The sequence below is a fragment of the Nocardioides sp. Soil_C_8 genome (genome assembly GCF_057656315.1).
In genome coordinates this window covers 1,195,426-1,207,536 of record NZ_JBDGKQ010000001.1, presented here as the reverse complement: position 1 = coordinate 1,207,536, position 12,111 = coordinate 1,195,426, and the positions used below count along the sequence as shown (strand labels likewise).

At 72.0% G+C, this 12,111-nt stretch carries 12 protein-coding genes; 6 read left to right on the top strand and 6 right to left on the bottom strand.

The features are described from left to right. The first annotated feature begins 63 nt into the window (after nucleotides 1-63). Nucleotides 64-1,572: a hypothetical protein gene (locus AC3A3L_RS05925; protein ID WP_487639086.1), complete on the top strand. Its 1,509-nt coding sequence runs from the start codon at nucleotides 64-66 to the stop codon at nucleotides 1,570-1,572. Nucleotides 1,573-1,741: 169 nt separating this feature from the next. Here AC3A3L_RS05925 and AC3A3L_RS05920 read toward each other — a convergent pair whose 3' ends face one another. Together AC3A3L_RS05920 and AC3A3L_RS05915 are read right to left on the bottom strand one after the other, a co-directional pair. Then, on the bottom strand, nucleotides 1,742-2,014 hold the full coding sequence (locus AC3A3L_RS05920) for a site-specific integrase (RefSeq protein WP_487639085.1): 273 nt from the start codon (nucleotides 2,012-2,014) through the stop codon (nucleotides 1,742-1,744). 126 nt (nucleotides 2,015-2,140) lie between these two features. Next, the gene (locus AC3A3L_RS05915) at nucleotides 2,141-3,382 is read right to left on the bottom strand and encodes a hypothetical protein (RefSeq protein ID WP_487639084.1); all 1,242 of its coding nucleotides are present in this window, start codon (nucleotides 3,380-3,382) and stop codon (nucleotides 2,141-2,143) included. Nucleotides 3,383-3,815: 433 nt separating this feature from the next. On the opposite strand from AC3A3L_RS05915, the gene AC3A3L_RS05910 reads away from it, so the two are divergent. Together AC3A3L_RS05910 and AC3A3L_RS05905 are read left to right on the top strand one after the other, a co-directional pair. Then, nucleotides 3,816-4,868 (top strand): aldose epimerase family protein, encoded by a 1,053-nt coding sequence (locus AC3A3L_RS05910; RefSeq protein WP_487639083.1) that lies wholly within the window; start codon nucleotides 3,816-3,818, stop codon nucleotides 4,866-4,868. 71 nt (nucleotides 4,869-4,939) lie between these two features. After that, entirely contained in the window at nucleotides 4,940-5,962 is a 1,023-nt protein-coding gene (locus AC3A3L_RS05905) for an NADPH:quinone reductase (RefSeq protein ID WP_487639082.1), read from the top strand. Here AC3A3L_RS05905 and AC3A3L_RS05900 read toward each other — a convergent pair. Then, on the bottom strand, nucleotides 5,949-7,103 hold the full coding sequence (locus tag AC3A3L_RS05900) for an MFS transporter (RefSeq protein ID WP_487639081.1): 1,155 nt from the start codon (nucleotides 7,101-7,103) through the stop codon (nucleotides 5,949-5,951). The two genes, AC3A3L_RS05905 and AC3A3L_RS05900, sit on opposite strands and share 14 nt — an antisense overlap. Nucleotides 7,104-7,142: 39 nt before the next feature. On the opposite strand from AC3A3L_RS05900, the gene AC3A3L_RS05895 reads away from it, so the two are divergent. Further along, entirely contained in the window at nucleotides 7,143-7,706 is a 564-nt protein-coding gene (locus AC3A3L_RS05895; protein WP_487639080.1) for a TetR/AcrR family transcriptional regulator, read from the top strand. A 37-nt stretch (nucleotides 7,707-7,743) separates the two neighbouring features. Here AC3A3L_RS05895 and ppk2 read toward each other — a convergent pair whose 3' ends face one another. Continuing rightward, entirely contained in the window at nucleotides 7,744-8,547 is an 804-nt protein-coding gene (ppk2, locus tag AC3A3L_RS05890; protein ID WP_487639079.1) for a polyphosphate kinase 2, read from the bottom strand. 78 nt (nucleotides 8,548-8,625) lie between these two features. Between ppk2 and AC3A3L_RS05885 the strand changes: the two genes are divergently transcribed. Then, nucleotides 8,626-9,123 (top strand): nucleoside deaminase, encoded by a 498-nt coding sequence (locus tag AC3A3L_RS05885; RefSeq protein ID WP_487639078.1) that lies wholly within the window; start codon nucleotides 8,626-8,628, stop codon nucleotides 9,121-9,123. A 3-nt stretch (nucleotides 9,124-9,126) separates the two neighbouring features. Here AC3A3L_RS05885 and AC3A3L_RS05880 read toward each other — a convergent pair whose 3' ends face one another. Beyond that, nucleotides 9,127-9,741, bottom strand: a complete 615-nt coding sequence (locus AC3A3L_RS05880; RefSeq protein WP_487639077.1) for a TetR family transcriptional regulator — start codon at nucleotides 9,739-9,741, stop codon at nucleotides 9,127-9,129. A 95-nt stretch (nucleotides 9,742-9,836) separates the two neighbouring features. Here AC3A3L_RS05880 and AC3A3L_RS05875 point away from each other — a divergent pair, with 95 nt between their 5' ends. Beyond that, complete coding sequence (locus tag AC3A3L_RS05875) at nucleotides 9,837-11,291, top strand: DHA2 family efflux MFS transporter permease subunit (protein WP_487639076.1); 1,455 nt, start codon at nucleotides 9,837-9,839, stop codon at nucleotides 11,289-11,291. Between the two features lie 10 nt (nucleotides 11,292-11,301). On the opposite strand, the gene AC3A3L_RS05870 is transcribed toward AC3A3L_RS05875, so the two are convergent. After that, complete coding sequence (locus AC3A3L_RS05870) at nucleotides 11,302-12,096, bottom strand: SDR family NAD(P)-dependent oxidoreductase (protein WP_487639075.1); 795 nt, start codon at nucleotides 12,094-12,096, stop codon at nucleotides 11,302-11,304. Nucleotides 12,097-12,111: the final 15 nt, after the last annotated feature.

Below are 12,111 nucleotides of genomic sequence, written 5' to 3'. Positions count from 1 at the left end.
GCGCACACTCGACCCATGAGCACGAGGCCGCGCGACAACCGAGCGACTGGCTCGGGGCACGGGATGACCAGACGCACCCGTCTCGCAGCCTTCGAGGTGTCTCTGGCGGCTCTCCTTGCGGCGCTGGCGGCCTGCAGCACGGGCGAGTCGCCAGGTCCAACAGCTCCGACGGCGTCGGACAGTCCCAGCGCCGACACAGGTGCGGTCGAGCCGTTCGAGCCAGTCGACCTGCACGCCTCGACGTCCACCCAAGGCGTCGCACCGTCCAGCGCTCCGCGCGCGCCCGCTCCCTGCCTCACCGGTCGGCCCCGTGCGTGGACCCTCGAGAAGCCGACGACGGTCGCCGGTCGGATCAGCTCCGCGGACTACCTGACACAGACAGACATCATCGTCGCCCGCAACGGGACAGCGACGGTCGCCTATCAGGGCGCGGGCAACGTGGCGCGCACTGCGGACGACCCGCCAGTCGCCGGGGACCCCATGGCCCCCTCAGGCGGCCGCCAAGAAACATGGCTGGAGTCCGGCGACCACCTGGGCGTCGACGGCAACGGAACCCAGACGACGGTCGTCCAGGAACCGGTGCGGTTCAACTCGAACACGTTCAGGGAGTTCTATGACCTGGTCGTCGCCGACCGGCCGGCCGGGGGCAGCTGGTCGACTGCCCCGGTGACGGCGCAGGACGAGGAGATCAGCGGAGGAGTTGACGTGGCCGTCAACGCCGCGGGCGCAGCGGTCCTCGTGTGGTCTGGAGATACCCGCTACCGAGCCGTCTACCGCCGCCGGTGCGCCGTGGAGCGTGCCAGAGCGCATACCCGTCGCTCGCGCGTACGACTTCGATGTCGACATAGACGACGCCGGCCGCATCGTCCTCGCCTACGACCGCCCCTACGCCAACCCTCCGGGTGTCTACGCCATCCGACGATCTCGCGATGGCCGGTGACACGCAGCAAACAACTCGGCGGCCGGGACTCCGAGTTGTTTGCGATGGCGTTGAACTCCGACGGTGTGGCCGTGGTCAGCCACGGACCAACGGACGACGGCACGCCCTTGGGCCGCCTGTACACCTCACGGATGACCGCCGACGGCACATGGCAAGCACCCGTCGAGCAACCCCACTCCCTTGGACTGCACGGCGTGAGCGTCGACGATCGCGGGCGCGCGCTCGTCGGCGGCTGGGACCGCAGCCGCCTGTGGGGCCGGTCGAGTCGTCCTAACGGTACCTGGCGCGAGCCGTTCGCCCTCGCAGCGGACGTCGAGGAGACCGGCCGGTGGGGGCTCGACCCGCGCGTGATGGCGAACGGGCGCGGCGACGCGCTCGCCGCATGGGGCATCAAGACCGGTGCCGGCGACCTGCGCGTGTGGGCGCGGTTCGCCGCGGCCGGCCGCGACTGGACGAAGCCGCAGCGCGTCACACCGAAGAACCATCAACCAACCCGGTTCGACGCCGCCATCGGCGAATGCGGGCAGGCCGCCTTCGCCTGGACTCCCGCCGGCAAGCCCCGCCGGTTGCACATCCAACGAGCCACACCATCCGGCGACAACGGCAGGCCGGGGCATGTGACGCGACGATGAAGGGCAGGCGGACACAGGTTCACCAAGCCGTTCCCTGGGCCGCGTCAATCTGCCGCGAGTATCCTCGCTCGAGGCGGTCCAGTCCCTGGGTGCGGGATTCAATGCGGTGCACCCGTGGCAGGCGTGCGTAGACGGCCGGGTCCGACACGATGAGTCCGTCGGTGTGGGCTTACATGAAGTAGCCGCGCACGGCGTGCATCGAAGTGACGACCGAGGACGCAATCAGCCCGGCTTGTCCGAGGTGTCGGATGTAGAGCTCGACGTGGGCTCGCCGGATCCCGACAAGCGGATCGAGGGCGTTGCTTTCGCACCAGGCGAACCAGCGCCGCAGCTGGGAGGCGTACAACGTGTGGGTGTGCCCGGAGTAGCGGGCGAGGTACGAGACGACCGCGAGCTGGGCTGGCGTCATCGCATCGGGCTGGAACGGCAGGAGGGTGTTCATCGGTCTCACCTGGCGGAGTCGGGAAGCCCCGACCTGGTCCGCCGAACGAGGACGAGGCACTTTCCTGGGCTAAGGCCGCGGCGTTGCCCGAAAGACAGGTCTCGACAGGCATCGCGGCGGAGCGGGTCACTCATCGCAACAGGCCGCGAGCGCGGCACGCACGACATGGAACTGGCGCCCACTACGCGGCATCCATCCGACCGCTGCATGGCCGCTGTCTCCAAGCGCGATGGTGTAATCCGCTGGAGGACTGCCTCCGCCCGTCACGTTCAACGGCGGGGTCCACCCTTGTCCGGCTTGCTTGTACCTGGCCCGCAACTGCGCCTTCTCGCCTTTGGCCGCCCACACCACTAAGACGTCGCCGCGCCGGTTCACTGCGAGTTGCGCGTCGGGATTCACCGAACGGGGGCGCGTAACGCCGACGGCGAGGATGCAGGGGCGGCGCCATCCGCCATCCGGGCGACTCCACCTGACCAACAGGTCGCCACCGTCCCACCACCCCATCAGCGCTCGCCCATTCGCATCCGTGCCAACGGGATTCCAGAAGAACCCATCACTCGGGGCCGGGTGCCGGACTGGAGACTGCCAGCGGCCTGAAGGGGTCATCCGCACAGTGAACTGCGAGCCAGGCACTGGGTCCCCTTCGTAACCAGTGCGATCACGCAGCACCACCGCGGAACCGTTGGGGCTGACGGTCAAGTCGCGACCCAGGAACCCGCCGCCGGGGAGACGTTCCGGGGAACTCCACCCACCCTCGACAGTGCGGCGGACGGCGTACAAGCGTTCGCGCGCGTTGTTCCCGCGGCTAAACAGCAACACGACCCGTCCTGCGTCGTCGATCCCGGCCTCCTGCAACGACGCGTCCTTCGCTACCAGCTCCGCAGGCGCCCATCCTGCGCCGGCGGCCGGACGGTAGGCGGCGTACAGGCGCTGGCGACGCCCCTCGAACTGGTCCCAGGTCATGAGAGCGGCGCCGGACGGGTTCACCGCAAGCGCATGACTCGAGACGAAGCCGGCTCCCAGTACCGTCGGCGAACTCGACCACGCGCCGCCGGCCGGTCCCCGGTCCGCGACCGTGACCTCGAAGATCTCGTTGAACTGCGACGGTCCGCCGGTGTAGCCGAGTCCATCTGAGAACCACACCAGCGTCTGCACACCTGCTGCGTCCGCAGCCAGGACGTCGTGAAACCCAGAACCGTGGAACACCTGGCGGTGCTCAGGGTCCGGAGGCCCCGCGGGTGACTGAGGGTCACCGGGCCCGGCCGGGACATCCATGGTTCGAACCTCGCCGGCGTCCAATGAGACGGTCCACGCGACCGTCGCCGTTCCGGTGCGATTCACGAATACATCGTCGAGCGTTCCGTACACGGGTAGACGGTGAGTCACGGTCGCGCCCAATCTCTGCAAGCGCTCTGGCTCCGACGGACACGGCGCCGACCCCTCGTCGGCAGTTTCTTGAAGCCTGCCAACCTCACTTGCTGTCTCGGCGGTAGCCGCTGCCTTTGCGGATGGCTCGCCCGGGGACTCAGACGAATCCTCTGCCGCACAAGCAGTTGCGCTGACCAGCAGCAGCCACACCACCGCCAGGTTCTGAGCGGCGCTCAGTCCGTGGATGCCCATACGTCGAGTGTGCGCCGCCCATCGCGCTTCCGCCCAGGGCTACCGTCCCGATCAGGTCAGGAATCTCAGGCACGTGCTCAACGGTATGAGCGTCGCTCCGCGGGCGCATGCAGGCGGCGGGGTGCCGCGGGTCTCCAGTCAGTGGCGCAAGTGCGCAGGGCCGATGCCGGAGGATGTCCTCGTGACCCGAGACCCGAACCGCGACGTGAGCTTCGGCCAGATGCCAGACGGACGCGACGTCCGCCTGCTGACCATCGGCGCGGAGCCTGGCCCGTTGGTCGACGTCCTCACCCTCGGCGCAGCAGCGCACCGGCTGGAGATCGCGTGCGGGGATGGCGAGCGGCGCAACGTCGTACTGGGGCATCCGGACGTCGAGGAGCGGCTGGCGAGTGGGGACTACATCGGCGGCATCATCGGGCGGTACGCCAACCGGATCGCTGACGGCAGGTTCGCGCTCGACGGGCGGGACGTCGTGGTGCGCACCCACGACCGGGGCAACAGCCTGCACGGCGGGCCGGAGGGGTTCGACGTACGGCTCTGGGACGTCGAGTCGCACGAGGCCGACGAGCTGGTCCTGAGCCTCACCAGCCCGGACGGCGATCAGGGCTTTCCCGGCACCGTGACAGCCAAGGTCCGATACAAGGTCGAGGACGACACCGTCCGCGTCACACTAGAGGCGACCACCGACGCCACCACCGTGGTCAACCTGACCAACCACGCCTACTTCAACCTCGACGGCGAGGGCGCCGGCACGATCGACGGCCACGAGCTATTGGTCGAGGCCGACGAGTTCACGCCCATCGACGCGACCGGCATACCGACCGGCGGCCACGACCCCGTCGAGGACACTCCCTTCGACTTCCGCACCCCGACGCAGATCGGCCCAGCCATCAGGACCGAGCACCCGCAGGTCGCCGACGCCCGCGGCATCGACCACAACTTCGTCATCCGGGGCGGCGGCCTGAGGAGAGCCGCCGCCCTGCACAGCACGAAGACCCGCACCACCGTCGAGCTCTGGAGCGACCAGCCGGGCCTGCAGGTCTACACCGGCAACTTCCTCGACGGCACCCGTCGCTCGACCAGCGGCAGGCGCTACCGCCAGGGCGACGGCGTCGCGCTCGAGCCGCAGCTGTTCCCGGACTCGCCCAACCGGCCCGAGTGGCCGTCGGCGACGCTGCGGCCGGGAGAGACGTACGCCGCCCACCTCGAGTGGCACTTCGGCACGACGTCCTGACCGAGGAGGCATAGTCGGCGGGGTCCGTACGTTGGGGCCCACGAAGACGTCCCCGACGAAGGAGAAGCGCGATGCGTGCCGTGGTCTACACCGAGACAGGCGACAGCTCGGTCCTCGAGGTGGTCGAGCGCGAGGCGGCCGAGCCGGGGCCCGGGGAGGTCCGGGTGCGGATCGTCCGGGCCGGCGTCAACCCGACCGACTGGAAGTTCCGCGCCGGTGGCATGGGCGAGCTCGCCTTCCCCGAGGTGGTGCCCGGCCAGGACGGCGCGGGAGTCGTCGACGCCGTCGGGCCCGACGTCAATGGCCTCGCGGTCGGCGACCGGGTCTGGACGATGCTCGCGCAGCACAAGCGTCCCGGCGGCACCGCGCAGGAGCTCGTCGTCCTCCCCGTGGGTCACCTGACCGTGCTGCCCGAGGGGGCGTCGTACGACGTGGGCGCCTCGCTCGGCGTCCCGGCGATCACCGCGCACCGGGCGCTGACGACGTCCGAGGACGGGCCCGGCCGGCTCGCACCGGGCGCCCTCTCCGGTCGGACGGTGCTCGTCGCCGGTGGGGCGGGGGCGGTCGGCAACGCCGCGATCCAGCTCGCGCGCTGGGCGGGCGCGACCGTCATCGCCACGGTCAGCAGCGACGAGAAGGCGCGCCTCGCGACCGCCGCCGGCGCGCACCACACGGTCAACTACCGCGAGGGCGACACCGCCGCGGCGATCCGCGACCTGGCGCCCGACGGCGTCGACATCGTCGTCGAGGTGGCCCCGGCGCAGAACCTCGGGCTGGACGTGAGCGTCATCAAGCCGCGCGGCAGCATCGCGATCTATGCCAACAACGGCGGCGACGAGGTGAGCATCAGCGTGCGTGAGACCTTCTCGACCAACGCCCGCTTCCAGTGGGTGCTGCTCTACACGGTCGGCGAGGCCGCGCTGCGGGCAGCGGCCGACGACGTCGCGGCCGCGGTCGCCGACGGGGCCTTCGGCATCGGCGAGGACCACGGGCTGCCGGTGCACCACTACCCGCTCGAGCGGACCGCCGAGGCGCACGCGGCCGTCGAGGACGGTGCCGTCGGCAAGGTGCTGATCGACGTCAGCGACGCCTGACCAGGGCCGCGCCGGCGACGCAGAGCAGGGCGGCGGTGAGCGCCGCGCCTGCTCCGCCGGCGACGTCGAGCCACGCGTCGAAACCGACCGCGCCGGCCGCCTGGCCCACCGCCAGTGCGACGAAGAGGGCCGACGTCCCGCGGCCCGCCGCCTCGGGCCACACGTCCCGCGCCCACAGGATCAGCACGCCCGACAGGCACATGTAGCCGGCGCCGAAGCCCGCCATGGCGACGTACGCCGGCCAGGCGACGCCGAGGGCGACCGCGCCTGCCAGCGCGGCGGAGGCGGCGGCCACCGCGCCGACGGTCAGGGCCCACGCGCCCGCCAGGCCGCGGCGCTCGACGAGCCGGCCGGTCAGCGGGCCGAGGAGCCCGCCGAGCCCGAGCGCGATCCACAGGAACCCGACGGTGCCGTCGTCGACCGCCCCTGACCCGGTCGCGACGAGCGGGCCGTAGGACCACAGCAGCGCCGAACCCGCACCGACGACCGCGGCCGCGATGGCCGGGGTCACGAGGGGGCGCCAGTCGTACGACGCCCCGCCGGCTGCCGCGGTCGGCTCCCCGCCGCGTCCCCGGGCGAGGAGCAGCACGCCGCCGGCGGCGAGAGCGTTGAGCCCCGCCATCGCCCACCAGGCCCCGGCGGTGGACGGGACCGCGAGGGCGAGCGCGCCGGCGACGACGACGCCGACCGCCGTCCCGGTGTTGACGAGCGACTGCGCGGTTGCGGCCGCGCGGGACGGCGTGACGGCGTCGACGAGCCGCACGAGGGCGGGGGAGGCGAGGCCCGCGCCGGTGCCGCCGACGAAGACGAGGACGACGAACCACGCCGGGGACGCGGTCGTCGCGACGCCGATGCAGCCCAGCGCGGCCGTCGTACCCGCGACCAGGACGGTCGCGCGGGGCCGACGGTCCGAGACCCGGGCCGCCACCGCCGCCGCGACGGCGTACGACACGAACTGGGCCGCGGCCGCCCAGCCGACGACCGGCGCCAGCTCGGGGCGCTCGTCGACGAGGCGCGGCGCGAACAGGCCGACGCCGAAGCGCGCCATGCCGTACGTCGCGGCGATGAGCAGGGTGCCGGCCAGCGCGACGGCGATGCTCCGTGCGGGTGAGCGCTGCTCGACGCGCGTGTTCGGGGCCATAACGACCGTTCTACCATAACGAGCGTTATGCTGACGTTCGTGGCCAGGACCGAGACGCGCGCGCGCATCCTCGACACCGCTGAGCGGCTCTTCTTCGTCGACGGCATCGGCGTCACCGGCGTCGACCGGGTCGCGTCGGAGGCCGGCGTCGCCATCGCCACGCTCTATCAGCACGTCGGCAGCAAGGACCGGCTGCTGGCGGCCGTGCTCGAGCGCCGGCTGGCGGCCTGGTCCGCCCAGTGGGAGGCCTCGATCGAGGCAGCGAGCTCCCCGCGCGACCGGGTGCTGGCGCTCTTCGACGCGCTCGTGGAGTTCCGCCGCTCCTCGGGCACGACCCAGTGGTGCTGCTTCCTCGCGACGGCGTCCGAGCGCCCGCGCGGCGTCGACGACCCGGTGCTGGGCCTGGTCGAGGCGGACACCACCGCCCTCGTCACGCGGCTGCGTCAGCTCGTCGACGACCTGGGCGTGGCGGACCCGGCGACGACGGTCGCCCGGCTCCTCCTGGTCTACAACGGCGCGCTGGCCAGCCTGCTCCGCGGTGCCCCGGCCGACCCGCTGACCGAGGCCCGGGCGGTCGCCGACGCCCTCCTGCCGGTCTCGTGACGGGCGCAGAGCGCCCTCCTCGACCAGCGGCTCAGCCTCAGAACACCTGCGGCACGAAGGTCTGCTCGTGGGCGGGCGGGCGGACGTAGGGGATGTCGCGCACCTCGGGCAGCTCGACGCGCGGCGGCGCCACGTCCTCGTAGTCGAACTGCGAGAGCAGGTGGGTGATGCAGTTGAGCCGCGACGCCCGCTTGTCGTCGGAGGGGACGACGTACCAGGGCGCCTGCTTGATGTCGGTGTACTGGAAGGTGGTGTCCTTCGCCATCGAGTAGCGGACGTAGAGCTCGCGCTCGGCGAGGTCCATGTCGGACAGCTTCCAGTGCTTGAGCGGCTCGTCGTTGCGGGCCTCGAAGCGGCGCCGCTGCTCCTCGGCGCTGACGGAGAACCAGTACTTGAGGACGACGATGCCCGACCGCACCAGCATCCGCTCGAACTCCGGGCAGCTGCGCAGGAACTCCTGGTGCTCCTCCTCGGTGCAGAAGCCCATCACCCACTCGACGTTCGAGCGGTTGTACCAGCTGCGGTCGAACAGGACCATCTCCCCGGCGGCCGGCAGGTGCTCGACGTAGCGCTGGAAGTACCACTGCGAGCGCTCGCGGTCGGTCGGCCTCGGCAGCGCCGCGATCCGCACGGTGCGCGGGCTGGTGCGCTCGGTGATCCGCTTGATCACGCCGCCTTTGCCGGCCGAGCCGCGGCCCTCGAAGATCACCAGGACCTTGAGGCCCTGCGTCTGGATCCAGTACTGCAGCAGCACCAGCTGCTCCTGCAGCCGCTCCATCTCGGCGTCGTACACCGACCCGCGCAGACGCCCCTCGGAGTTGTAGCGCTCGTCGTCCCCCATGGCCCCTCCGCCCGTTCGTCCGCGTGGCTCCGAGACTACGGCTTGTCGGCGCTCGACGGGATCGGCCAGATTGGGGCCATGTCACCCGACCTGCCCGACCTCCCCGGAGGGGCCGACCACCTCGAGCTGTGCCTGCGACTGGCCGAGGAGGCGCTCGCGGACGGCGACGGCGCCTTCGGCTCGGTGCTGGTCGACGCCTCTGGATCCGTCCTGCGCACCGGCCGCAACCGCGAGGTCTCCGGCTCCGACCCGACCGCCCACCCGGAGCTCGAGCTGGCCCAGTGGGCCGCCGCCCACGTGCCCGAGGAGGAGCGCGCGGGCTGCGTCGTCTACACCTCGGGCGAGCACTGCCCGATGTGCGCCGCCGGCCACGCCTGGGTCGGGCTCGGGGCGATCGTGTACGCCGCCTCGTCCGCGCAGCTGTCGCAGTGGCGGGCCGGCTGGGGACTGCCGGCCTCGCCGGTCGCCGCCCTGCCGATCGAGGACGTCGCGCCCGGCGTGCGCGTCCACGGACCGGTGTCGCCGTACGACGACCGCGTCCGCGAGCTGCACCGGCGCGGGCTCGACGCCGGCTGAGGCTCAGCGCCCGGAGCCCAGGTCGCGCAGCGTCCGGCGCGCGTCGGCGTACGTCGCGAGCAGGTCGGCGTCGCGGCCGGCCTCGCGCGCGTCGGCCCAGCGGTCGAGCGCCACGCGCACCGTGAGCCCGCTGACCTCGATGGCGAGCCGCGGGGCGAGGTCGTCGTCGAGCCCCAGCGCGGCCGTCGTGCGGGCGACCAGCTCGTCGACCCGTTGCGCGTCGATCGTGGCGGCCGCCTGGCGAAGCGCGGGCTCGGCCAGCATCAGGCGCCGCACCCGCAGCATCAGCCGACCCGCGTCGCTCCGGCCGTCGTCGAACGCGGTGAGGACCTCGCGCCACACGTCCTCGAGCTGGTCCAGCAGCGGGCGGTCGGGGCCGATGGCGGCGAGCATCTCCTCGACGGTGGCGTCCAGCTCGACGTGAGGCGCGAGGGCGGCGACCTCCTTCGTGGCGAAGTAGCGGAAGAAGGTGCGCGACGACACCCCGGCGGCGCGGGCGATGTCGTCGACGGTCGTGCCGTCGACGCCGTGGCGCTCGAAGAGGTCGAGCGCCGCGTCGCCGATCTCGCGCGCGGTCTGGCGGCGGCGACGCTCGCGCAGGGCAGGTTCGGTCGACACGGGTCCCACTGTAGGGAATGTCGACGCGTTCCGCCTTGTTGGCAGTCACTGACACAATTCCACGACCGCCCACCGACCGCGAGGACCCCACCGCAGTGACCACCACCGTCGACCCGACCGCCGAGCGCACCACCTCCGGAACCGGAGGGCATGGCCGGCTGATCGCCCTGCTCGTCGCCTCCGCCTTCGTGGTGATCCTCAACGAGACGATCATGAGCGTCGCGCTGCCCGACCTGATGCGCGAGTTCTCGGTCGAGGCCACGACCGCCCAATGGCTCACCACGGCCTTCCTCCTCACGATGGCCGTCGTCATCCCCATCACCGGCTGGCTGCTCACGCGCTTCCCGCTCCGCGCGGTCTTCGTCGCCGCGATGGCGTCGTTCAGCGTCGGCACCCTCGTCGCCGCCACGGCCCCGGTGTTCCCGCTGCTGGTCACCGGCCGCGTCGTCCAGGCCGTCGGGACCGCGCTGATGATGCCGCTGCTGATCACGACCATCCTCAACGTCGTCGACGAGCACCGGCGCGGCCAGATGATGGGCACGATCTCGATCGTCATCTCCGTGGCGCCGGCCATCGGCCCGACCGTCTCCGGGCTGGTGCTCGACCAGCTGTCGTGGCGGTGGATGTTCTGGATCGTGCTGCCGATCGCGCTGCTCTCGCTCGCCCTGGGGTCGGCCTGGGTGCGCAACGTGACCGAGCCGCGCGCCGTACCCGTCGACGCGGTCTCGGTCGTCCTCTCGGCGCTGGCCTTCGGCGGTCTGATCTACGGACTCAGCAGCATCGGCGAGAGCGCGTCGGGCCACACGCCGGTCCCCGTCTGGGTGCCGCTCGTGGTTGGCGGCATCGCGCTCGTCGCGTTCGTCGCGCGCCAGCTCCGGCTCGGCGACCGGGCCCTGCTCGACCTCCGCGCGTTCCGTGTGCGGACCTTCACCATCGCGGTGCTGCTGGTGGCGGTGAGCATGATGGCGCTCTTCGGGACGCTCATCCTGCTGCCGCTCTACCTCCAGAACGTCCTGGGCCTCTCGGTCCTCAACACCGGGCTGCTGCTCCTGCCGGGCGGGCTGACCATGGGCCTCCTCGCGCCGGTCGTCGGCCGCCTGTTCGACCGGGTCGGCCCGCGGCCGCTGGTCGCCCCGGGAGCGGCGGTCGTCAGCGTCGCCCTGTGGGGCATGACGACCTACGACACCGCCACGAGCCAGGCCACCGTCGTGGGGCTCCACGTGCTGATGAGCGTCGGCCTCGCGTTCATGTTCACCCCGCTGATGACCTCGGCGCTTGGCTCCCTGCCGCCGCAGCTCTACTCCCACGGCAGCGCGATCGTCTCGACGCTGCAGCAGGTCGCGGGGGCCGCGGGCACGGCGCTGTTCGTGACGGTGATGACCCGGGTGACCGTGGCCCGCGCCGGGGAAGGCGTGTCCGTCGTCGACGCGACGGCGTCCGGGATCCACGCCGCGCTGATGTACGGCGGCGCGATCTCCGCGGTCGCGGTCCTGGTCGCCCTGCTGGTTCGTCGCCCGGCGCCGCGCCCCGAGGTCCCCGCGGCCGGCTGACCGCGTCGGCTCAGGGCAGGATCGCGTCGACGTACCCGCCGTCCACCCGCACCGCGCCGCCCGTGGTGGCGGAGGCGAGCGGGGAGCTGAGGTAGGTCACCATCGCGGCGATCTCGTGGGGCTCGATGAGCCGCTGCAGGAGCGACTGCGGACGGTGCTTCACCATGAACTCGCGCTGCGCCTCCTCCCACGGCAGGTCGTCGCCGACCAGGCTCCGCACGAAGTCCTCGACGCCGCCGGTGTGGGTCGGGCCGGCGATGACGGAGTTCACCGTCACGCCCGTCCCCGCCGCCTCCTTGGCGAAGCCGCGCGAGACCGCGAGCAGCGCGGTCTTGGACATCCCGTAGTGGATCATCTCGACCGGCGTCACGACGGCCGAGTCGCTGGCGATATAGAGCACCCGGCCCCAGCCGCGCCGCGTCATCTCCGGCAGGTGGTGGCGCGTCAGCCGCACGCCCGCGAGGACGTTGACCTCGAAGAACCGCCGCCACTCCTCGTCGGTGATCTCCAGTGCCGGCCGGCTCTCGAAGATGCCGAGGTTGTTGACCAGCACGTCCACCTCGGGCATCGCCTCCACCGCCGCGGCGAAGCCGTCGTCGGTGGCGACGTCGGCCACGACGCGCACGACGTCCGCGCCGGGCACGGCGGCCCCGAGCTCGTCGACCGCCCGGTCGACAGACTCCTCGGAGCGCCCGTTCACGCCGACCCGGGCGCCCGCGGACGCCAGCCCCTCGGCGATCGCCAGGCCGATGCCCTGGGTGGATCCGGTGACGAGCGCGCTCCTGCCGGCGAGGTCGATCTGCATGCGCTCGACCGTAGC